At 38.6% G+C, this 20,814-nt stretch carries 24 protein-coding genes; 17 read left to right on the top strand and 7 right to left on the bottom strand.

Annotated features, from left to right (window positions below; translation table 11 throughout):
* Nucleotides 1-86 precede the first annotated feature (86 nt).
* Together CLV57_RS09630 and CLV57_RS09625 are read left to right on the top strand one after the other, a co-directional pair.
* A complete protein-coding gene (locus CLV57_RS09630) occupies nt 87-1,463 on the top strand; it encodes an MATE family efflux transporter (RefSeq protein ID WP_100341088.1) in 1,377 nt (458 codons plus the stop codon).
* Nucleotides 1,464-1,479: 16 nt separating this feature from the next.
* Nucleotides 1,480-2,004 carry a GNAT family N-acetyltransferase gene (locus CLV57_RS09625; protein ID WP_100341087.1) on the top strand — a complete coding sequence of 175 codons (525 nt, stop codon included), beginning with the start codon at nt 1,480-1,482 and terminating at the stop codon, nt 2,002-2,004.
* On the opposite strand, the gene ald is transcribed toward CLV57_RS09625, so the two are convergent.
* On the bottom strand, nt 2,001-3,107 hold the full coding sequence (ald, locus tag CLV57_RS09620) for an alanine dehydrogenase (RefSeq protein WP_100341086.1): 1,107 nt from the start codon (nt 3,105-3,107) through the stop codon (nt 2,001-2,003). The genes CLV57_RS09625 and ald overlap by 4 nt on opposite strands.
* Before the next feature lie 276 nt (nt 3,108-3,383).
* Here ald and CLV57_RS09615 point away from each other — a divergent pair, with 276 nt between their 5' ends.
* Both CLV57_RS09615 and CLV57_RS09610 read left to right on the top strand, forming a co-directional pair.
* Nucleotides 3,384-3,722 (top strand): hypothetical protein, encoded by a 339-nt coding sequence (locus tag CLV57_RS09615; RefSeq protein WP_100341085.1) that lies wholly within the window; start codon nt 3,384-3,386, stop codon nt 3,720-3,722.
* 193 nt (nt 3,723-3,915) lie between these two features.
* A complete protein-coding gene (locus CLV57_RS09610) occupies nt 3,916-5,991 on the top strand; it encodes a tetratricopeptide repeat-containing sensor histidine kinase (RefSeq protein WP_169927073.1) in 2,076 nt (691 codons plus the stop codon).
* Here CLV57_RS09610 and CLV57_RS09605 read toward each other — a convergent pair.
* The 3 genes from CLV57_RS09605 to CLV57_RS09595 all read right to left on the bottom strand — a co-directional run bounded on the left by CLV57_RS09605 (nt 5,950) and on the right by CLV57_RS09595 (nt 8,570).
* Nucleotides 5,950-7,311, bottom strand: a complete 1,362-nt coding sequence (locus CLV57_RS09605) for a GH1 family beta-glucosidase (protein WP_100341083.1) — start codon at nt 7,309-7,311, stop codon at nt 5,950-5,952. The two genes, CLV57_RS09610 and CLV57_RS09605, sit on opposite strands and share 42 nt — an antisense overlap.
* A 339-nt stretch (nt 7,312-7,650) precedes the next feature.
* On the bottom strand, nt 7,651-8,310 hold the full coding sequence (locus tag CLV57_RS09600; protein WP_100341082.1) for a DUF6766 family protein: 660 nt from the start codon (nt 8,308-8,310) through the stop codon (nt 7,651-7,653).
* A 17-nt stretch (nt 8,311-8,327) separates the two neighbouring features.
* On the bottom strand, nt 8,328-8,570 hold the full coding sequence (locus tag CLV57_RS09595; protein WP_100341081.1) for a hypothetical protein: 243 nt from the start codon (nt 8,568-8,570) through the stop codon (nt 8,328-8,330).
* Between the two features lie 245 nt (nt 8,571-8,815).
* On the opposite strand from CLV57_RS09595, the gene CLV57_RS09590 reads away from it, so the two are divergent.
* On the top strand, nt 8,816-9,349 hold the full coding sequence (locus tag CLV57_RS09590; protein WP_100341080.1) for a YceI family protein: 534 nt from the start codon (nt 8,816-8,818) through the stop codon (nt 9,347-9,349).
* A gap of 107 nt (nt 9,350-9,456) precedes the next feature.
* On the opposite strand, the gene CLV57_RS09585 is transcribed toward CLV57_RS09590, so the two are convergent.
* Nucleotides 9,457-10,092 (bottom strand): MgtC/SapB family protein, encoded by a 636-nt coding sequence (locus tag CLV57_RS09585; protein ID WP_100341079.1) that lies wholly within the window; start codon nt 10,090-10,092, stop codon nt 9,457-9,459.
* A gap of 141 nt (nt 10,093-10,233) precedes the next feature.
* Here CLV57_RS09585 and CLV57_RS09580 point away from each other — a divergent pair, with 141 nt between their 5' ends.
* From CLV57_RS09580 to CLV57_RS09565, 4 genes are all read left to right on the top strand, one after another.
* Nucleotides 10,234-11,259, top strand: a complete 1,026-nt coding sequence (locus CLV57_RS09580; protein ID WP_100341078.1) for a DUF4097 family beta strand repeat-containing protein — start codon at nt 10,234-10,236, stop codon at nt 11,257-11,259.
* A gap of 187 nt (nt 11,260-11,446) precedes the next feature.
* On the top strand, nt 11,447-13,729 hold the full coding sequence (locus tag CLV57_RS09575; protein WP_100341077.1) for an ATP-dependent helicase: 2,283 nt from the start codon (nt 11,447-11,449) through the stop codon (nt 13,727-13,729).
* Nucleotides 13,730-13,885: 156 nt separating this feature from the next.
* Nucleotides 13,886-14,254 carry a helix-turn-helix domain-containing protein gene (locus CLV57_RS09570; RefSeq protein WP_100341076.1) on the top strand — a complete coding sequence of 123 codons (369 nt, stop codon included), beginning with the start codon at nt 13,886-13,888 and terminating at the stop codon, nt 14,252-14,254.
* A gap of 125 nt (nt 14,255-14,379) precedes the next feature.
* Nucleotides 14,380-14,673, top strand: a complete 294-nt coding sequence (locus CLV57_RS09565) for a hypothetical protein (protein ID WP_100341075.1) — start codon at nt 14,380-14,382, stop codon at nt 14,671-14,673.
* Here CLV57_RS09565 and CLV57_RS09560 read toward each other — a convergent pair.
* Nucleotides 14,670-16,106, bottom strand: coding sequence for a tetratricopeptide repeat protein (locus CLV57_RS09560; protein WP_100341074.1), 1,437 nt, complete (start codon nt 16,104-16,106; stop codon nt 14,670-14,672). The genes CLV57_RS09565 and CLV57_RS09560 overlap by 4 nt on opposite strands.
* A 376-nt stretch (nt 16,107-16,482) precedes the next feature.
* On the opposite strand from CLV57_RS09560, the gene CLV57_RS18365 reads away from it, so the two are divergent.
* The 7 genes from CLV57_RS18365 to CLV57_RS18355 all read left to right on the top strand — a co-directional run bounded on the left by CLV57_RS18365 (nt 16,483) and on the right by CLV57_RS18355 (nt 18,318).
* The gene (locus CLV57_RS18365) at nt 16,483-16,629 is read left to right on the top strand and encodes a hypothetical protein (protein ID WP_157799118.1); all 147 of its coding nucleotides are present in this window, start codon (nt 16,483-16,485) and stop codon (nt 16,627-16,629) included.
* A gap of 49 nt (nt 16,630-16,678) precedes the next feature.
* A complete protein-coding gene (locus CLV57_RS18360; protein WP_157799117.1) occupies nt 16,679-16,831 on the top strand; it encodes a hypothetical protein in 153 nt (50 codons plus the stop codon).
* Between the two features lie 66 nt (nt 16,832-16,897).
* Nucleotides 16,898-17,173 carry a hypothetical protein gene (locus CLV57_RS09555; protein WP_100341073.1) on the top strand — a complete coding sequence of 92 codons (276 nt, stop codon included), beginning with the start codon at nt 16,898-16,900 and terminating at the stop codon, nt 17,171-17,173.
* Between the two features lie 42 nt (nt 17,174-17,215).
* Entirely contained in the window at nt 17,216-17,494 is a 279-nt protein-coding gene (locus tag CLV57_RS09550; protein ID WP_100341072.1) for a hypothetical protein, read from the top strand.
* A gap of 42 nt (nt 17,495-17,536) precedes the next feature.
* Complete coding sequence (locus CLV57_RS09545) at nt 17,537-17,815, top strand: hypothetical protein (protein ID WP_100341071.1); 279 nt, start codon at nt 17,537-17,539, stop codon at nt 17,813-17,815.
* A gap of 43 nt (nt 17,816-17,858) precedes the next feature.
* Complete coding sequence (locus CLV57_RS09540) at nt 17,859-18,134, top strand: hypothetical protein (RefSeq protein ID WP_100341070.1); 276 nt, start codon at nt 17,859-17,861, stop codon at nt 18,132-18,134.
* Between the two features lie 22 nt (nt 18,135-18,156).
* Nucleotides 18,157-18,318, top strand: coding sequence for a hypothetical protein (locus CLV57_RS18355; RefSeq protein ID WP_157799116.1), 162 nt, complete (start codon nt 18,157-18,159; stop codon nt 18,316-18,318).
* On the opposite strand, the gene CLV57_RS09535 is transcribed toward CLV57_RS18355, so the two are convergent.
* The gene (locus tag CLV57_RS09535) at nt 18,319-19,275 is read right to left on the bottom strand and encodes a GDSL-type esterase/lipase family protein (protein ID WP_100341069.1); all 957 of its coding nucleotides are present in this window, start codon (nt 19,273-19,275) and stop codon (nt 18,319-18,321) included.
* Between the two features lie 147 nt (nt 19,276-19,422).
* Here CLV57_RS09535 and CLV57_RS09530 point away from each other — a divergent pair, with 147 nt between their 5' ends.
* Complete coding sequence (locus tag CLV57_RS09530) at nt 19,423-20,796, top strand: dipeptidase (RefSeq protein WP_100341068.1); 1,374 nt, start codon at nt 19,423-19,425, stop codon at nt 20,794-20,796.
* The last annotated feature ends 18 nt before the right edge of the window (nt 20,797-20,814 follow it).

Genomic DNA, 20,814 nt, shown 5'->3' with positions numbered 1-20,814 from the left:
AAGTATCACCAGAAAAAATAATACAGATTTTAAATTCAAATGGCTATTCTTGCGAAATACTCCTTTAGCTTAACACTCCTTACACAATGACTTTTAAGAAGATAATATCAGCTATAAAGCTTTCACTAAGTGGTCACGAACAGGATTATACCGAAGGAAGTATCCGGAAAGCGGTGTTTTTGCTGGCTATACCTATGATATTAGAACTCAGCCTTGAAAGCGTGTTCGCACTGGTTGATATCTTTTTTGTAAGCAAGCTCGGTCCAAACGCAATTGCCAGTGTTGGACTTACAGAATCAGTGATTACCCTAGTATACTCAATGGCCATTGGTTTAAGTGTGGCAGCTACTGCTGTTGTAGCGCGCCGCGTTGGTGAGAAAAACCCAAAAGCCGCCGGGCATGCCGGCGCGCAATCCATTTTGGTAGCGGTAGTTTTGTCAATTTTAGTGACCATTGCGGGGACAATTTTTGCCCCCCATGTGTTAGCGTTAATGGGTGCCAGTAAAGAAGTTATTGCTGAAGGTTCCATTTTTGCCCGCATTATGTTTGGCGGCAGTGTAGTTATTATGCTGATCTTCCTAATTAATGGTATATATCGCGGCGCGGGCAATGCAGCTATGGCTATGAAAAGCCTTTGGATTGCAAGTGCCGTTAACATCATCCTCTGCCCTATCCTGATACACTTTTTTGGGTTGAAGGGAGCTGCTATAGCTACCGTAACAGGTCGTACATCGGGCGTGCTTTACCAATGCTATCATTTGTATAAAGGCAACGGCATCATCAAATTTACATTACTCGATTTTAATTTCGATCCTTCTGTAATTAAATCAATAATCAGCATAGCATGGCCCGCAACACTACAGTTTATTATAGCAAGCGGAAGCTGGATAGTGGTAACACGTTTAGTAGCCGAAACTGATGGCACCAATGCATCGGCCGGTTATCAGTTAGCTATGCGTAATGTGGTGTTTTTTATTTTGCCAGCATGGGGTTTAAGCAATGCCGCGGCAACATTAGTAGGGCAAAATTTAGGAGCTAAAAAATTTGACCGTGCCGAACAAAGCGTAAACCTTACAGCAAAATACAATGCCTTTTTTATGGGCTTTGTAATGCTGATCTTCTTACTGTTTTCCAAATGGATAATTCGCTTTTTTACTATCGAACCGGAGGTTGTAAAATATGGCTCGTTGGCTTTAAAGATAATGGGCTCTGCTTACATATTTTATGGCTTGGGCATGGTAATGAGTCAGGCCTTAAACGGTGCCGGCGACACCAAAACGCCAACCTGGATCAACTTTATTTGTTTTTGGCTGATTCAGATACCTTTGGCTTATATATTAGCCAATGTGTTTAACCTGCGTTCAACCGGTGCTTTTATGTCTATACCCATTGCAGAGGGTTTGCTCGCACTGGCAGCGTGGTATTATTTCAGAAGAGGTAAATGGAAAGAAGTTAAGGTTTAGTATATCATATTTATCAATGAACAATCAACCCGAAACAACAGAAATCACAATTGGAAAGGCAACTATCAAAGACCTGTCGCAGATTAAAAGCCTTGGCACCACATCCTATAAACAATACGCTGAAGTAATAGGGAACGAGCATTGGGCCGTTATGGAGCGCAACTTAAATAACGATGAAATGCTCAGGACTATGCTTAACAAAGCTACATGTTTTGTTGCACGTAATATTGATCAAATTGTTGGAATGGCTTTTTTATTACCCAGCGGAAATACCGTTGATGTGTACGAAGCAGATTGGTGCAGTGTGCGACTTGTTGCGGTCCATCCTGATTTTAGAGGTAAGCAGATAGCAAAAACGCTCACAAAAGCTTGTATAGAACAAGCCATTGTGAGCGGCGAAAAAATAATGGCTCTGCATACCTCGACCATGATGCCAGCAGCAGTTAGCCTTTATGAAAACTTAGGGTTCAAAAAATTAAAAGATATTGGTTCGCGCTTTGGCCAACCTTATTTTCTCTATACCCTGAACCTGAGTTTTTAAAATTTCAGTTCCATAAAATGGTAACCATAAACATCTGCTACGGCTTTGTAAGTAACAGAACCTTCAAAAGTATTTAGTCCTTTTAACAAAGCGGCATTGTCAGCAAATGCCTTTTTGTAACCTTTACCTGCAATTTGCAAAGCGTAACCCAAAGTAGCATTGGTTAAAGCAATGGTTGATGTGTAAGGCACCGCACCAGGCATATTACCTACAGAATAGTGTATTACATTGTTTTTAACATAGGTTGGGTTATCATGCGTAGTAACATGGTCGGCCGTTTCAAATATGCCACCCTGGTCAATGGCCACATCAACTATAACCGATCCCGTCTCCATTGAAGCTACCATCGCTTCAGTAACCAGTTTGGGCGATTTTGCACCCGGTATAAGTACCGCTCCAATAACAAGGTCAGAATATTTAACAGCCTGCGCGATAGTACTTGAGTTTGATGCTAAAGTTGAAACCTGATAACCAAAAATATCATCCAACTGACGCAGGCGATCTAAATTGTTATCTAATATAGTTACCTCTGCACCTAAACCTACCGCTATTTTGGCGGCATTGGTTCCGGCAACGCCACCACCAATTATAGCAACCTTAGCCCTCCGAACACCGGGTACTCCACTTAACAACACACCTTTACCACCGTTGGGTTTCTCTAAAAAGCTCGCTCCAACTTGCACAGCCATTCTACCCGCTACTTCGCTCATTGGAGTTAATAAAGGCAATGTGCCGTTAGGTAATTGTATGGTCTCGTAAGCAATAGCGGTTACCTTACTTTCTAATAACGCTTGTGTTAACTTAGGCTCCGCCGCCAGGTGTAGGTAAGTAAATAAAATCAGGTCGTTGCGAAAGTATTGAAATTCGCTTTCAATAGGTTCCTTTACTTTCATTACCATGTTGGCAGCCCAGGCTTCTGCAGCTGTTTCAACTATGGTTGCACCTGCTTGCTGGTAAGCTGAATCTAAAAAACCGGAACCTTCACCCGCGCTTTTTTGTATGCTTAGGCTATGTCCGGCGGCAACTAAAGCTTCTACACCAGCCGGAGTTACTGCAACTCTGTTTTCATTATTCTTAATCTCTTTTGGTACGCCGATAGTCATATGTGATCATTAAAATATTTGAGTAAATAAAATTAAATAACCAACCACCGGCAGAGCAGAATTTGCTCAGCGATAATAAATAAACACGGTTTTATACCCGCTATTTAAATAATAAGTCAGTTAATTAATGCCGCAAATTTAAACTAATTTTTATCAAACTAATTTTAAATATTACTTAATGACACAGCGATTGTTAACATAAAAATAATATTAAGTTCATATTTCATTAACCTATTTTTGTGGTGGATTTCAACCACTTATTTTTATAACTTCCGCATGAAAAAAAACCCAACAGTTGCCGCTGCAAAAAAAGCCCGCAAGGCGTTTAAAAAAGAACTGACCGAAAAAATTACCACACAATTAACAGCTACGATAGGCGATACCGTTAACTCAAAAAAAACAACTAAAATTATTGCGAAAGCCGCAAAAAGTTTGGCAAAGAAAATTGCTAAAAACACAGGCAAAAATAAAATGGTTGCAGAAACAGAAACTGCTGAACCGGCCGTAAATAACTTACAAACTATCGCTCAAGCAAAGCCTGTTAAAGTTAACATAGCACCTTCAAAAACGGCATTGGCAAAATCATCATCGGCTCAAACAGAACAGAATGTTTAGTTTTTAATTCTAACAATTTATCTGCTATTTCATAAAAGAAATTTACCCTTTTATGCAGGGGATTAATTAATTCAAAAAAAGTGTTCGTTAATGGCAAAATAGCCGCAAGAATATTATATTTGTTAATCCCCTTAAATAGCTGGTATTGATCTGCCCGAAAAAATATTCACGATTTAATATCGCGATCCTGATATTGGTCGCGTCAATATTTTTGTACTCGTCCTGCAAACATGAAAAGAATGAGACAGGGAAATATACCGATGCTTTTATACCGATCTTTAACCAAACTACCCGCTTTTTTGATGCCGACCAAACTGAAAAAGGATTAAAATATCTTGATTCAGCATTTGCAGAAGTATCGTCACCCTCCTATTCAGATCGTTTCAGATATTATTCTTTGCACTATGTGCATTATCAACGTGTATTGCGTACCTATCAAAAGGCGCTTATGTACGCCGATAGTATGATGCAAATGGCTAATAAAATGGCCGGCAAACATGATTATGTAGCCAATCTGGCTGAAGCTAACTACGCCAAAGGCGATAGCTACTTTGACCTGAAACAATACAACGAATCATTTCAATGTTATTACCAGGGTTACCTTATAGGTAAGAGTTACCTCAACAATGAAGCTCTTTCTGACTATACCTACCGTATGGGAATGATCATGTATAAAAAAGGGAGGTACAAAGCTGCTGCTAACTATTTTAAGGAAAGTTACCGGCAAAAAAACTCTATAAAAACAGAAGACGACTTTGTAGCTTTTTATAGAAAACAAGAGTTGTTGGACAACATAGCGTTAAGTTATAAAAATAGTGGTGATCTGGATAGCGCTATAGCTTACTTTGATAAAGCAAAAGACTTTGTTAGTACTAATGGTTACAAATACCCTGAAAAAAAGAGTTTCGTTACTATGGCGTTAGGCGTAGTTTATGGAAATGAAGCAGAAATATTTATAGCTCAAAAACAATACGATAAAGCAATCGATCTCCTAAAAAAGAGCATCACTATTAACCTTCAAAAAGGATTTGATAATATAGATGCACAATATGCTCAGCTTAAACTGGGCAAAATTTATGCGGAGCAACACCGTATAAGCGATTTAAAAGCGGTGTTAGATGACCTCCGCATTCAGTTAGATTCACTAAAAAACGGCAATGCTGAAGCTGAATGGAACCGGTTAATGGGTGATTACTACATCGCCGAAAATGACCTGCAAAAGGCATTATCGTACTTGCAAACTTACAATAGGTTAAAAGATTCATTAGCAAAACAGTCCAGCTTATTACGAGAGAGTGACGTAATGGAACAACTGGCCAATTACGAGAAAGCGCATCAGATTCAGCTATTAAACGAAAACAATAAGATACAGCGCATTTATTTAGTGGTTTCTGTTTTATTCGGCGTGATGGCTATTGCTATTATTTTCCTGGTATATCGTTATTGGAGCCGGTCAAAAAACGATGTTAAGCTAATGAATGAGCTTAACAAGCAAATAAATGAGCAAAATAGCAACCTTGAGCAAGCACTCGAAGAAGTAAAACTGAGAAGCCAGGAAAAAGATCGCATCCTACGCGCGGTAGCACATGATCTGAGAAACCCAATTGGCGGCATAGCTTCTTTAACAACAATTATGGCAGAAGAAGCTTATACTGATGAGCAGAAAGAGATGATCAACCTGGTTAAGGAAACCTCATACAATTCGCTCGAACTGATCAATGACATATTGGAAGCAGCGAACGTAAAGTCAATTAATCTAATCCCCGAACCGGTTGAGATCAATTCGTTAGTAAATAACAGTGTGGAGCTATTGCGGTTTAAAGCTGCTGAGAAAGGCCAACTAATATTATTTGAGCCATTAAATACGCCGCAGGAACTGCTTATCAGCCGGGAGAAAATATGGCGGGTTATCAGCAATCTTATCAGTAACGCTATCAAGTTTAGCCCTACCGGCGCCATGATAGACGTAAAGGTTGAAAAGGCGGCTGACCAAGTTATTGTTTCAGTGAAAGACAATGGTATTGGCATACCCGAAAAAATGCAGGATCAGGTTTTCAATATGTTTACCAGCGCTCAACGCCCGGGTACAGCCGGCGAAAAATCATTTGGTTTGGGCCTTTCAATTTGCCAGCAAATTATGGAGAAATCGGGCGGTGCCATATGGTTTAAAAGCCGTAAAGATGGCACTACATTTTACATCAGCTTACCGCTTATAGATGGTGCAGGCTTAGATCCCGCTCAAAAAGTCAGCATACCATTTCCCAGATGATTTTATAACGCGTTGTTGCGTTTCAAAATCAACATAAATTATTCCGAAACGCGGATGGTAGCCTTCTGCCCATTCAAAATTATCAGTGAGTGTCCAGATAAAATAACCGCTTACTTCGCAACCCTCATTCTTGGCTTTTAAAACCTGCTGTAGGTACTCCTGCAAGTAAGCTACTCGCAATGGGTCATGCACCACGTCATCCTGGTATACATCCGGAAAGGCCGCCCCACTCTCAGTAAGGTATATTTTCCTGATCTCTGGATACTTATTGTATTTGTGCAGCAAGTGGTATATAGATTCAGGCCAAACCTCCCATCCCATGGCTGTTAAAGGCACATGTCTTTTCTCGGCCTTAACCAAAGATGCACCTATATAAGGGGTGAAAAAAGAATATTTGACAATTTCGCGCGTATAATTTTGTAAGCCAATAAAATCAAAGTCAAAGGCCAGTTTATCTTCATCTCCTGGCAACATGTATTTCTTTAGTCCTTTGGATACAGGAAGGTCATCAAAGGGGTAACCTAAACCTAAAACAGGTTCCACAAACAGCCGGTTAAGCAATGCATCTACCCGTTTTGCGGCAGCTACATCACGCGGTTTTTGCGAATACGGTTCTATGTATGAGCAAGAAAAAGTGGTCCCAATTTCCGCTTGCGGCAATAGTTCCCTTAACACTTTCCCTCCTGCAGCAATACTTAAAGTTACATGGTGAACAGCTGGCAAAAAATTACTTAAACCTGTTTTTCCCGGAGCATGCAGGCCAAAAAAATATCCGGCTCCGGTAAAAACAGATGGTTCATTCATCACCATCCAATGTTTCACTCTATCTCCAAACGCATTTGCGCAAACTTTTACAAAGTTGGTAAACCAATTAACCACTTCGCGGTTAGTCCAGCCGCCTTTAAGCTCCAATACATGTGGCAGGTCCCAATGATACAAGGTGATCCATGGCTCAACGCCGATAGCAAGACAATGATCAATTATACGGTTATAATAGTCAATACCAGCTTGATTAATCGTTTCGGTACCATCAGGTATGATACGCGACCAGGAAATTGAAAAACGAAAATTAGGTATATTAAGCTGTTTGATGAGGTTGATGTCTTCCTCATAACGATTATAAAAATCGCAAGCCACACAATTATGGACATTGCCCTTAATTTTACCTTTGCGGCGGACAAAAACATCCCATATAGATTCGCCTTTGCCATCGGCATCGTGTGCGCCCTCAATCTGAACAGCAGCTGTAGAAACACCCCAAACAAAATCATCGCCAAAAAGCGCTTTGTTAAAAGGGTTGGTATTAGTGTTATATTCCATTAAATTGAGCTAACGCGAAGCTCAAATTTTGTATTATAAATTGATAAAAAAAATTTCTTTAAGAGAAATTAATGAATAAATGAAGATCTCATGCTTTTTACGATCATCCAATCGCGCAAGCTGTTAAATAAACTGATGATGAATTTCATGGCGTAATTATTAATTACATAAAAATAAGTTGCTGATGTGTACTCGGCATAACACTAATGTTATTAAATTGTTATATGTCTTTCATTTCACCCGTCGCTTAAGTTTATATCAGCTGATCTATTATTTGTTTAAAAAGCGAATAAATATACTCTCACAAAATTCATCAATCAACTTCTTCACAAAGCGGTGTCACTTTCCGGTTTCCATATGCGGTGCATCAACCGGCTTAGATTCAGGTGAGCCCTTTTGCCTTAAATAAACAGAAAGAAAAACGATAGCTACTATAGAGATGAACTCGCTCTGCCAGTTTTGAAAGGTCTGGAACCAAAAGTCAGGTTCGCCGAGAAATTGAGTAATTGAATCGGCGGGAAGATTACTCAGGCGCTGCTCATCGTTGTGTTCTATCCAACTGCCATATAAGTGCAGCGCCCAACTAATTGAAAACAGCACAAAAAAAGTGATAGATAATGAATGACTGTATAATTTCAGCCACAAGCCCCCTTTCTTAACCGGCCAAGGCGCATCTTTAGATGGAACCGGCTCGCGGTCAACTTCTTCAGGTTCATCCAAACTTTTGGACTCTGCCGAGCCTATTTGCCTCAATCCTATTGTCATTACCACATACAGGCCCATCTGCAAAAACTCACTTTGAAAGTTCTCAAACGTGGCCGAAATAAAATGACCTGAGTGCAAATAGGCAGCAAATGTTAAAGCGCTCCCACCCTCTTTTATAATCTCCTGGTTGTTCTCTTTCCAGCCGGTTAAGGCTTGGGCAATAAGCGTGATAACAAACAATGCCAGAAAAAACAGGCTCAAGCCGTTTCGATATAAAAACCCATGCTTTTTCATTCGCTTAACAATATTTGCTATTGCTTATTCACGCGTCCGCTTGGATCAGCCTGTTCTGTGCCTTTTGATTTGCCGCTATCGGTGCGAGTGGAATCAGAAATCTGCATTGTGCCGTCCTCATATTTGTGCTTTGCGTTATCGGTATGTAAAGTATCTGCCGAGTCGCCTAAACTGGCTTTATTTCGCTCCGGATCGCAAGCTGTAAAAAACAAAGTTGCGGCAGTTGTTAATATAAGTGTAGCTTTTTCTAATGCTTTCATAATATAATGATTGAAGTATCAAAACCAATAGTTGTGTAACTTTGACTGAACGCGAATGGTTTTTATTGGGGGGAAAACAGGTATAATTACGCTTATGGGGTGGTATTTACCTGTAAACAAAAACATTAAATGCGTGTTTAAACAGCAGATTGTCTTATAATTGTAAAATAGAATTATATATTATATGTTTAAACATATAATATTTACATTTGTATCATCATTTGAAATTTAAAACTCTAAACACAATGGCAACAATAACTAAATGGGTATTAGACCCAATGCACTCAGAAGTTCAATTTAAAGTAAAACACCTGGTTATTTCAACCGTTACCGGTTCTTTCAAAAAATTTGAAGGTACTATGGAAACAGAGAACGATGACTTTACCGGCGCTGATATTACTTTTAGCTTAGATGTAAACAGCATTGATACTAATCAGGAGCAACGCGATGGTCACTTAAAAGGTGAAGACTTTTTTCATGCTGAACAACATCCGGCTATTACTTTCAAATCAACTTCATTTGAAAAAGACGGTAGCGATTATACATTAAAAGGCGACCTTACCATTAAAGGCGTTACTAAACCCGTAACCCTAAAAGCTGAATATGGTGGCGTTGCAACCGACTTTTACGGTAACACCAAAGCAGGTTTTGATGTAACAGGCAAAATAAACCGTAAAGATTTTGGCTTAACCTGGGATGGTATAACTGAAGCCGGATCAGTAGTAGTAAGCGACGAAGTTAAATTGATCTTTAACGTTCAATTTGCTAAACAAGCTTAATTTAGATAAGTGACGACAGGTGATTTGTGAGCAGGATTGATTTGTGAAAAGCTTGTATAAAGAGGCATCCGCGAGACGGATGCCTTTTGTTTTTAGCGAATTTTAGATTAATGAAAGTCATGTATGTCAGCACGGTTAAGCATTTCAACCATTAGCTTGTTTTTATCCGTTCTTGTACCTGATATTTCCAATACGGCACATAAAGCCTTGTCTGTTTTATATACCTCTAATCGTTTGCTATTTAGCTTTAGCTGATGTATTCTTTCTTCTAACCACAATAGCTGATCAACATTATGATCGGCAAAAGTTATATTAACAACTTTGCTTTTTTTAAGGTTACCAATTAAAAACTCAATTTTGTTAACTAAAACCAATACTATCCAGGTGATGATAGTAAAGACGATGGCCAGGGAATAATACCCAATGCCGGCTGTCATACCTATAGCGGCAGATGTCCATATAACAGCAGCAGTGGTAAGGCCCAGAACAGACATTTTATCTTTAAATATAACACCTGCACCTATAAAGCCAATACCGGTAATAATATTGGCAGATATCCTATCGTCTGCCCCTGCCCCATGCCTGGATACAATGGTGAATATTGTTGATCCAAGCGTTATTAAAAGTATGGTACGAAAACCAGTAGACTTATTTTTATACCCCCTTTCAAAACCAATGATTCCCCCACAAATTATAGAAGTTATTATGCTGAAAATATCACGTAGTTCTATACCGAAATCCATATCGGTGTAACATTGAAGAATCTTTTCTGTTTTGTACAAGATAACTCAATAAAAGCTGTAACCATTTCAACGCGAACAGCGTCTTACAACAAACCGGGCTATTCGGTTTCAAATCAACAATCAAATCAATTGTCACTAATTATGAAAAAACTAATCACTTTTTTACTGGCTATTTCAGTAAGCGTAATAGCCAGGGCTCAATCAGATAATACCCCCTACCTAACTAAAAGCTTTAATCCTGTCGGCATTCAAAACGTTATAGCCCGTACATCGGGTGGTAGTATAAGTGTTACCGGAAACACCGGCTCAGAAGCCCGTGTTGAGGTGTATATAAAAGGTCAGGGTAATAAAAACCTAAGCAAGGCTGATATTGACGAAAAATTAAAAGATGATTACACGCTGGACATATCAACAACCGGAAATAAACTAAATGCTATAGCTACTCAAAAAAATAAAATGTTCAACTGGAGCAATGGGCTAAGCGTATCTTTTAAAATATATGTTCCTAAAAATGTATCTACCAACTTAAACACAAGTGGCGGCAGCATATCAATGAATGATCTTAACGGTAATCATGATTTTTCTACAAGCGGCGGAAGTTTAAATTTAAACTTGCTTACCGGCAACATAAATGGCCGTACAAGTGGTGGCAGTATAACGGTTAACAACTCAAAAAACCAAATAAAACTTAACACCAGTGGTGGTAGCATAAAAGCGCAAAACTGTAGTGGTAACATCAGCTTGTCTACATCCGGTGGCTCATTAAGTTTAAACGACTTGAACGGCACTGTTGAGGCCAATACCAGCGGCGGCTCTGTTAACGCTATGAATATAATCGGCGAATTAATTACCCATACAAGTGGTGGCAGCATGGCCCTGCAAAATATATCAGGGAGTTTGAACGCGTCAACCAGTGGTGGCAGTATGAATGTTGGTATTACTAAATTGGGTAAATATATTACCCTTGATAATTCAGGCGGCGGCGTTAATCTTAAACTACCTAACCAGGGAATGAACCTTAACATGCGCGCTAATCGCGTTAAAGTAAATCAGTTAAGCAATTTTAACGGAGACAAAGACGATGATAAACTTGATGGTACTGTGAACGGCGGCGGCGTGCCTGTAAAAGTACGTACCAGCGGCAGCATAAAAGTTGACTTTATTTAACACCTTTAGTCATCAGCAAAAGGCACGCGTTTTTATAAACGGCGTGCTTTTTTTGTTTTAATGCAAGGCAGGCTCAGCGGCTATATCTATAAGATTGTGGATAAAAACGCCTTATAACTCCTGTTAAGTCCTTTCTGCTTTAAGCCCAAAAACCTAATTTAGCACCCTACAGAAAAGAGGAAAAGATTTGGATTACTTAGCTGGATTAAACTCCGAACAAAGGGCTGCCGTACAGCAAATTCACGGGCCTGTAATGATCATAGCCGGCGCAGGCTCAGGTAAAACACGCGTTATAACTTTCAGGGTTGCACACTTAATTGCCAGTGGTGTTGACCCATTTAACATATTGGTACTTACATTTACCAACAAAGCCGCGCGCGAGATGCGTGAGCGTATTATGCATTTGGTGGGTGCTGAAGCGAAAAACATTTGGATGGGTACGTTTCACTCTGTATTTGCCAAATTACTACGTGTTGAGGCCGACAAAATTGGCTATCCAAACAACTTTACTATTTATGATACCGACGATAGTAAAAGCGTTTTGCGGGCTATTTTAAAAGAAATGAACCTCGACGACAAGCTGTACCAGGTAAATTTTGTTTTAAATCGCATCTCTGCGGCAAAAAACAACCTAATCTCCTGGCAAGCTTATCAGCAAAACGAACAGTTGCAGGCGGATGATTTTTCAAGCGGAAGAGGAATGATGGGTAAGATATTTGAAACTTACGTACAGCGCTGCTACCGGGCCGGTGCAATGGACTTTGACGACTTGTTGTTTAAAACAAACGAGCTACTCAGAGATCATCCGGATGTATTAAATAAATATCAGCACAAGTTTAAATACTTGATGGTTGATGAGTATCAGGATACTAACTTTTCACAATATCTTATTGTAAAAAAACTTGCTGCTGTTAACGAGAATATTTGTGTTGTGGGTGATGATGCGCAAAGTATCTACGCTTTCCGGGGTGCTAACATTCAGAACATCTTAAACTTCGAAAAGGACTATCCTGATCTGAAAGTATTCAAGCTGGAGCAGAATTACCGCTCTACTCAAAATATTGTAAACGTTGCCAACAGCATTATAGCTAACAACAAAGAACAACTAAAAAAGAACGTTTTTTCAGAAAAAGAAACAGGCGACAGGATTAAGGTTATGCGCGCTTTCAGCGATAACGAGGAAGGCAAAATAGTTGCTGAAGGTATTATGCAGGAGCGCAGTACAAAAGGCTTGAAATGGAATAATTTTGCCATACTTTATCGTACTAACGCGCAATCACGCTCTATGGAGGAGGCTCTACGCAAGTTAGGCATCCCTTACAAAATTTACGGTGGACTCTCCTTCTATCAACGTAAAGAGATCAAAGACCTTATAGCGTACTTCCGTCTTACATTTAATCCTAACGATGAAGAAGCTCTCAAGCGAGTAATTAATTATCCTAAGCGCGGCATTGGCGATACCTCTGTTGATAATATAATTGTTAGTGCAGACAAACATGGCATAACTCCATGGGAGGTTATAACAAACTCCGCGCAATATTTGCAAAGAGCACCGGCTGCATTACCAGCCTTTGCTACCATGATACAAAGTTTCCAGGTGTTGGCAAAAACACAATCGGCGTATGAAACCGCTTTGTATATAGCACAACACTCCGGAGTTTTAAAGGATCTTTATGAAGATAAATCTGTTGAGGGCTTAAACCGTTACGAAAACATACAAGAGCTTTTAAACGGTATAAAGGAGTTTAGCGAGCGCGAAGACATTGAAGAAAAAGGGCTTGAAGTGTTTATGCAGGATGTAGCCCTTTTAACTAACGATGATAAAGATAAGGACAAAGATGCCGATACCGTATCATTAATGACCATTCACTCATCTAAAGGTTTGGAGTTTCCTAACGTGTATGTAGTTGGTTTAGAGGAGAATCTTTTTCCGTCACAAATGTCTTTAAATTCGCGCAGCGATCTGGAAGAAGAGCGCCGTTTGTTTTACGTGGCCATAACCCGTGCGGAGCATAAGCTATCATTAAGTTACGCAACATCACGCTTTAAATTTGGTACATTAATTAATTGTGAGCCAAGCAGGTTTTTAGACGAGATTGACGCACAGTACCTTGAACTTGATTTTACTGCAAAACCGGCCACGGGCAACAGCAACAATTATGATGACGAGCGTGTGGCATGGAGCCGAAGCGACAGTTTTTCAAAACCGAAGCCGAAACCTGCATCAACGCAAGTTAAAACAACATCTATATTAGCTAAAGCCCATGTGCCCTCTGCTAACTTTAAACCCTCTGATACAACTAACCTGCAGGTGGGTATGGAAGTTGAACACGAGCGTTTTGGTTTTGGAAAGGTAATAAGTATGGAAGGTAACAAGCCCGATATTAAAGCTACTATATTCTTTAAAGAAATTGGGCAAAAGCAACTATTGCTAAAGTTTGCCAAATTGCATATAGTAACCAATAGTTAAGCACATCCCCAAGTTTCGTAGAAAATATTCCACACTTATAAAGTGTGGTGGCAAAATTAGTTGCTTTTTAGGTTAAAAATACCTAATAATTAACATGGCATACCTTTTGGTTTAGTTTAAAACAACCCGACAACTCACAATTTAAACTATTAAACCATGAGCGAAAATTTAAAGAAGAAAACTAACAAAACTATTGGTAAAAATATCCGTGCATATCGTCATCAACATGGATGGAGTCAGGAAGACGTTGCCAATAAATTAGGCATCTCCATTCCGGCATTCTCAAAAATTGAAACGGGGGTAACTGATATCAACTTATCCCGCTTAGAACAGATCGCCAATATTTACGAAGTTGATGTTGTACAAATTTTATCCATGGATGCCGAAGAGCCAATTGAGCAACAGCCTTCTAACTTAAGCATAGTTCAAAAGAAGTTACTTGACAGAGAAGCTGAAATTGTAAACTTGCAGCGTAAAGTAATTTTACTTTATGAGGAACTACGCAACAGTAAAATAAATTCCTGATAATTTCACGTGTATAAATTGCGTATAATACGCAATTTGAAAAGCATGCGCACAAAATTAAATTGTTTGGCCTGGTTTTGGTTCTGTTATTACGAATTTTTAACAGTACCTGAAAAGCAGATAAAATGGCTAATTACTTAATATCGAGTCATCCTGAAGGCGACATAATTTCTGACACAATTCATGATTCGGAAACCAAACTTAAGGTAAGAGCAATCAATCTTTTGCAATCTGTATTCACGCCCAGCAAAGGCGAAGTGAGGTTTTTTGTAACAACTGAAACTGAGAAAATAGCTTTTGAAACGAAAGGCTACCGTAAGCACAGGCAGGACCTTATTTTACATATGATATCGTGGTATTGTGCCTATGCGGGATGGGTGAATAGTGCTAAGATTCATTTAACCTTGCCAGGTGTTTAAGCTTGATTCTGTGTTGGATCTTGAAGCATATCGCTCATTTCAATGATTTTTTCGTCAATTTCAGAAATACACTTCCCCATTAGGTCTATACATTCGTGCTCATCAACCAAACCTTCGTTCTCCAGGTTAATTAATCCTTTGAGTGTTGCAATTGGCCCTCTAATTTGGTGTGAGAGATAGGATGAATAATCCGATAACTTTTTGTTTTTAGCTTGTAGATCTTTAGTCCGTTCATCAATTATTTCTTCTAAATGATGATTTATCCTATCAAGATTATCTTTTTGTCTGGAAACTTCTTCATTAAGTACCTGTAGTTTAAGATTGGTTACAGCCTTTCTTCTCACATTTGTTATAAGCAAACCTACAACTACCAATAAAAGGGCTGCTACCAAAGTAACTGACCAAAATTTGATACGTGACTTGTCTGCATTCAACTCCGTTTCTTTTTTTTGCATCTCCTGTTCTTGCTCATTTTGCAACAAACTTAAACGATTTGCAATGGCAGCTTTATGATTTGTACTATCCAGTTGATAAATCTCTTCCAATGCGGCTAATGCTTTTTCATAATTCTTCCTTTTCCGGGCTAACTCATATATAGAATGTTTATATTCATAAATATTCTTGTTATTCTTATCGTTATTAATAGATTCAGAATAGGCTATACCCTCTTCAATATATTTCTCAGCATCAGCAAACCGGCTCTGTGCAATGTATATATCTGTAAGAGTCATGTTTATTGCCGCTATAGATGCATTCATATCCATTGCCTTGGCGCGTTTATTCGCATCGAGCAATAGTTGTTCTGCTTTTTTATAGTCTCTAAGCTTATAATAGATATCACCTAAATTTTCGAGACACTGAATTTGATTAACAGAGTCTTTAAGCTGTATAAATAATGCGTAACTTCTGTTGTATGACGCTAAAGCATTGGTGAAAGACCGTTTTCGGTTGTAAACATTGCCTATGTTCAGCTGAAGTGATGCGATCAACCGTTTATCGGCATATTTTTCGGCTACAACTTCTGCTTTTTTAAAATAGTCAAGTGCCTTGTCATAGTCAACCATTTGATACAGGTTGCCAATATTGTTGTTTACTTTAGCAACACCGCGTTCATCATTTAGCTTTTTAAACATTTCTATCGCTTTAGCATAAGAGTTGTAAGCACTATCTGGCTTATTCAAATAGTACTCCCCTATTCCTCTTACCCGGTATGACTCAGCTATGCCACTTTTGTAGTCTAATTTTAATGCTAACTCCAAGGCCTTTTCAGCATCTTTGACCGTCTCGCGCGGATTGGTAAAACGGTTAGCATACCCGTTCTTATTTAACGTAACAACTTCTGTAGTATCATTCTCCGTAACCTCTGTAATATTATAACCGTATACTGTGGTAGTAAATATTATAAAAATAAGGAAAGCGAAAGTTTTCTTCATTAAAAGCTTTTACGGTTAATTATGGTGAAAGTTATAAATATTACCTAAATATTGAGCTGTTTATATAAAATTTTGCAATGTTTAAAAGAAAACATTTTTTTTTAATTTTTCTTTGCAATTAATAAAACCTATCTATATTTGCAGCTGTTAACTATTTGAATATCAAATAAGTATGAATATATAAAATAATAATATTAACACTTAAAAAGACAGGTTTAAACAAAGATTAAAAATAAAAAACTGATTTTTTTTACTGCGTAAATTCAATCAATTCAAAATGAATTGACAAATAAGTGTGACGATATAATTAACTAATAATTAATACATAAAATTAATATAAAAAATAATATTTCAATAATTTAAATATATAACTATTATGAAAAAGCTAATCATTTTAACTGTTGCTATAGTTTTGTCAGCTACCGTTGCTTCTCGCTCTAAAACTACTGTTCCGGCAACTGATTCTGCTGATTTTTCTACAGCATCTTTTTCGCCTAAAGCTTTCCTTGCAACTGCTGACTAAGTGTGATTTAGCAAGTAAGCCCAATTCAAAAATTTAAAATTCAAATAAAATGAAGAAAATCGTCATAACAGCAATAGTAGCCTTCACTGTAGGAACATTATCTATCCTCACCACTTCTGATTGCAAAGAGTGCGCGCCTGCTTTAAATAAGTCGGCAAATGTTGCTATCAACGATCAAAGCTTCCTTGCAACGGCAGATTAAGATTCATTTTACAACCATATATCATAGAAATAAAAAAAATTATAAATAAATACTCATAACAACGTCATGAAAAAATTCATTGCAGCAGCCGCCATCATATTAACTGTTATATCACCATCAATAGCTAACGCAGCAGGTGATAAAAACAATCTTGGCACTGCTGACAGATCTTCGGATAAAAACAATTTAGGTACGGCTGACAGAGGTGATAAAAACAACTTAGGCACTGCTGACAGGGGCGATAAAAACAATTTAGGGACAGCTGACAGGGGCGACAAAAACAACTTAGGAACAGCTGACAGGGGCGACAAAAACAATTTAGGGACAGCAGACAGATTTTAATTTAACCTTAACCAATCTATATAATATTCAATACTAACAATCATGAAAAAGACCATCATCATAGCAGCACTTTTATTAACTACAGGTATATCTTCAACTTTTGCAGCCAACACCAGCGATAAAAACAACTTGGGTACTGCTGACAGAACTTTAGATAAAAACAACTTAGGTACTGCCGATAGAAATGATAAAAATAATTTGGGTACTGCTGACAGAGGAGACAAAAATAATTTAGGCACTGCTGATAGAAATGACAAAAACAATTTAGGAACAGCTGACAGGGGCGACAAAAACAATTTAGGAACAGCCGACAGATTTTAATTTAAACCTTACCAATCTATATAATATTCAATACCACTAATCATGAAAAAGACCATCATCATAGCAGCACTTTTATTAACTACAGGTATCTCTTCAACTTTTGCAGCCAACACCGGCGATAAAAACAACTTGGGTACTGCTGACAGAACTTTAGATAAAAACAATTTGGGTACCGCCGATAGAAATGACAAAAACAACTTAGGCACTGCTGACAGAGGCGACAAAAACAACCTGGGTACTGCTGATAGAAACGACAAAAATAATTTAGGTACCGCTGACAGGGGCGACAAAAACAATTTAGGAACAGCCGACAGATTTTAATTTAAACCTTAACCAATCTATATAATATTCAATACCAACAATCATGAAAAAGACCATCATCATAGCAGCACTTTTATTAACTACAGGTATATCTTCAACTTTTGCAGCCAACACCAGCGATAAAAACAACTTGGGTACTGCTGACAGAACTTTAGATAAAAACAACTTAGGTACTGCCGATAGAAATGATAAAAATAATTTGGGTACTGCTGACAGAGGAGACAAAAATAATTTAGGCACTGCTGATAGAAATGATAAAAACAACCTGGGTACTGCTGACAGATCTATCGATAAAAATAACTTAGGTACTGCAGACTAATTTAAACCACTTTTTTTTGCAGATGAAAAAGATTTTAATTGCAGCCACATTAGTCTTTTCAACCGGATTAACTGCATGGTCTGTTACAAGGGGTAATGAAAAAGAGGTTGCATTGAAAAAAGCGACCATTGAGGAGAAAGCGGAAGCTATTGCTACAAATACGCTTTTAGGTACCGCAGATTAATTAATACCCCGGTACAATAATCATTTTTTTACTTAATACAAGCCCACCTACCTGCATACTGTAAACATAAATACCGGGATCTAATCCATTTAAAACCGCTACTGTTTCCTGATAACCGGCGTTTTGATAAGCATCAAACAAATTTTTTATAAACTTGCCCTGTATATTATATAAGTTGATAACAACTCTACCAGCCTGAGATAAGCTGAAACCAATCCGGGTGCGTGTAGACGCTGGATTAGGATAATTCTGGTTAAGACCAATCAACAACAACTTATCTTCAATAGCCTGATTAATAACATCAAACCATACAAAGCTTATTACCTTATAACCAGCTTCATTAGGGTGAACTACATCTTGATATAAGCTAAAATCTCTGCCCAAAGCCCGGTTAATATCAGCAAAATAAACGTTGTACTCCCTTGCTAAACGACGGTAAAGTGCGTTGATCTGCCCAACGAACAAATTAGCTGTCCTCAAAGACTGACTGTTCCTGTCGTTAAAAAACTGTATTGAGCCTACAATTGGGATCAGGTTATTTTTTAATGCGGTTTCGATATAATACCGCATGTTAGCTTCTGTTTCTCTCAAGGTCATCGTCCGGGCCGCCAGGGCAACCGCGTCGTTTGCGCCAATCAATATTAAAACAAACCCGGTTCTGCCCGCAATGGCAGCAGGGTAGCGCTTCAAACCCTGTGTTGAGGTTTCACCTCCTACCCCATTTGTCGTAACGGTAACTATTATACCTGTATAGCAAGATTGTATATTATCTTTTAAGAAACCCTGGAAAGACAGTCCTTTTACACCTTCAACAGTGCTCGCACCAAAAGTGGTTACATTGATGCTATCTTTTGAGTAAAAACGTGCTGCAGCGCTACAACTCGGTAATTGCGCGTAAACCGTTATACTAAAAAAGCATAGTGTAATACAGCAGTAAATTATCTTTCGATAATCCATTTATCAATCGGTGTTAATTACAGGTTATTAGACAAATATATAAAAGCAACACGGTTTTATAATGAACTTAGCAAAGCATTTACAATAACCTTACACAACGTAGTTTGATAGCGAAATTGCAGTTATATTTGTCCAAATTTAGTGCCTATGGAAACTATAAAGCAATATGTTGCGCAAAATAAAGAGCGAATGCTCAATGAATTATTTGAATTACTTCGATTTCAGTCGGTTAGTGCTGATCCCGCGTTTAAGGGTGATGTGTTAAAAACTGCCGATTATGTGGCACAAAAGCTACGTGATGCCGGTGCAGATAACGTTGAGGTATGCCCCACTGCAGGTTACCCCATAGTTTACGGCGAAAAAATAATTGACCCTGCTAATCCAACAGTATTGGTATATGGTCATTACGATGTACAACCGGCAGATCCGCTGGAACTATGGCATACTCCTCCATTTGAGCCCACTGTGCGCGATGGTAAAATCTACGCGCGCGGTGCATGCGATGACAAAGGTCAGTTTTATATGCATGTAAAAGCCTTTGAGTTGATGATGCAAACCGAGACGCTGCCATGCAACATCAAATTTATGATTGAGGGCGAGGAAGAAGTAGGATCGGCCAACCTAAGTATTTTTGTTAAAGGCAATAAAGATCGCCTTGCCGCTGATGTAGTGCTTATATCTGACACCTCAATGATCAGCATGGAAGATCCTTCACTTGAAACAGGCTTACGCGGACTTGCCTATCTTGAAGTTGAAGTTACAGGCCCTAACCGCGATCTGCATTCAGGGGTATATGGGGGTGCAGTAGCTAATCCGGCTACAATACTTGCTAAAATGATAGCCTCCCTACATGATGATGATAATCGCATCAACATTCCGGGTTTTTATGATGATGTTGTTGAACTAAGCGAAGCTGAACGCAAAGAATTGAACGCGGCGCCTTACGATGAAACCGAATACAAAAAAGATCTTGATGTAACAGAATTGTGGGGCGAAAAAGGTTATAGCACATTTGAACGCACCGGCACCCGCCCCACCTTAGAGGTTAATGGCATATGGGGCGGTTACACTGGCGAAGGAGCAAAAACAGTATTACCTTCAAAAGCGAGCGCAAAAATATCAATGCGCTTGGTACCTAATCAAAGTTCAGAAAAAATAACCCAACTTTTTACTGACCACTTTAAGCATATAGCGCCTGCATATGTTAAAGTTAAGGTAACGCCTCATCATGGCGGGGAGCCGGTTGTTACACCTACTGATAGTGTGGCTTACCGCGCTGCTCAAAAAGCAATTGCCGAATCTTTTGGTAAAGCGCCAATACCTACACGCGGTGGTGGCAGTATACCCATCGTATCATTATTTGAGGCGGAATTAGGTATAAAAACTGTATTGATGGGCTTTGGCTTAGATAGCGATGCCCTACACTCGCCTAATGAAAAATACGACATATTCAATTATTACAAAGGAATTGAAACAATACCGCTATTTCATAAATATTTTACTGAGTTAAGCGCAGAATAATCTTAAACAAGAACGGTC

It is taken from the genome of Mucilaginibacter auburnensis (genome assembly GCF_002797815.1).
GTDB lineage: Bacteria > Bacteroidota > Bacteroidia > Sphingobacteriales > Sphingobacteriaceae > Mucilaginibacter > Mucilaginibacter auburnensis.
Note: the sequence above shows the minus strand (reverse complement) of the source record. Positions and strands in the feature narration are given on the sequence as shown.

Bases quoted from the DNA above. Each gene is read 5' to 3' on its own strand.
- CLV57_RS09630 (WP_100341088.1), top strand. From the start codon at position 87: ATGACTTTTAAGAAGATAATATCAGCTATAAAGCTTTCACTAAGTGGT.
- CLV57_RS09625 (WP_100341087.1), top strand. From the start codon at position 1,480: ATGAACAATCAACCCGAAACAACAGAAATCACAATTGGAAAGGCAACT.
- ald (WP_100341086.1), bottom strand. From the start codon at position 3,107: ATGACTATCGGCGTACCAAAAGAGATTAAGAATAATGAAAACAGAGTT.
- CLV57_RS09615 (WP_100341085.1), top strand. From the start codon at position 3,384: ATGAAAAAAAACCCAACAGTTGCCGCTGCAAAAAAAGCCCGCAAGGCG.
- CLV57_RS09605 (WP_100341083.1), bottom strand. From the start codon at position 7,311: ATGGAATATAACACTAATACCAACCCTTTTAACAAAGCGCTTTTTGGC.
- CLV57_RS09600 (WP_100341082.1), bottom strand. From the start codon at position 8,310: ATGAAAAAGCATGGGTTTTTATATCGAAACGGCTTGAGCCTGTTTTTT.
- CLV57_RS09595 (WP_100341081.1), bottom strand. From the start codon at position 8,570: ATGAAAGCATTAGAAAAAGCTACACTTATATTAACAACTGCCGCAACT.
- CLV57_RS09590 (WP_100341080.1), top strand. From the start codon at position 8,816: ATGGCAACAATAACTAAATGGGTATTAGACCCAATGCACTCAGAAGTT.
- CLV57_RS09585 (WP_100341079.1), bottom strand. From the start codon at position 10,092: ATGGATTTCGGTATAGAACTACGTGATATTTTCAGCATAATAACTTCT.
- CLV57_RS09580 (WP_100341078.1), top strand. From the start codon at position 10,234: ATGAAAAAACTAATCACTTTTTTACTGGCTATTTCAGTAAGCGTAATA.
- CLV57_RS09570 (WP_100341076.1), top strand. From the start codon at position 13,886: ATGAGCGAAAATTTAAAGAAGAAAACTAACAAAACTATTGGTAAAAAT.
- CLV57_RS09565 (WP_100341075.1), top strand. From the start codon at position 14,380: ATGGCTAATTACTTAATATCGAGTCATCCTGAAGGCGACATAATTTCT.
- CLV57_RS09560 (WP_100341074.1), bottom strand. From the start codon at position 16,106: ATGAAGAAAACTTTCGCTTTCCTTATTTTTATAATATTTACTACCACA.
- CLV57_RS18365 (WP_157799118.1), top strand. From the start codon at position 16,483: ATGAAAAAGCTAATCATTTTAACTGTTGCTATAGTTTTGTCAGCTACC.
- CLV57_RS18360 (WP_157799117.1), top strand. From the start codon at position 16,679: ATGAAGAAAATCGTCATAACAGCAATAGTAGCCTTCACTGTAGGAACA.
- CLV57_RS09555 (WP_100341073.1), top strand. From the start codon at position 16,898: ATGAAAAAATTCATTGCAGCAGCCGCCATCATATTAACTGTTATATCA.
- CLV57_RS09550 (WP_100341072.1), top strand. From the start codon at position 17,216: ATGAAAAAGACCATCATCATAGCAGCACTTTTATTAACTACAGGTATA.
- CLV57_RS09545 (WP_100341071.1), top strand. From the start codon at position 17,537: ATGAAAAAGACCATCATCATAGCAGCACTTTTATTAACTACAGGTATC.
- CLV57_RS09540 (WP_100341070.1), top strand. From the start codon at position 17,859: ATGAAAAAGACCATCATCATAGCAGCACTTTTATTAACTACAGGTATA.
- CLV57_RS18355 (WP_157799116.1), top strand. From the start codon at position 18,157: ATGAAAAAGATTTTAATTGCAGCCACATTAGTCTTTTCAACCGGATTA.
- CLV57_RS09535 (WP_100341069.1), bottom strand. From the start codon at position 19,275: ATGGATTATCGAAAGATAATTTACTGCTGTATTACACTATGCTTTTTT.
- CLV57_RS09530 (WP_100341068.1), top strand. From the start codon at position 19,423: ATGGAAACTATAAAGCAATATGTTGCGCAAAATAAAGAGCGAATGCTC.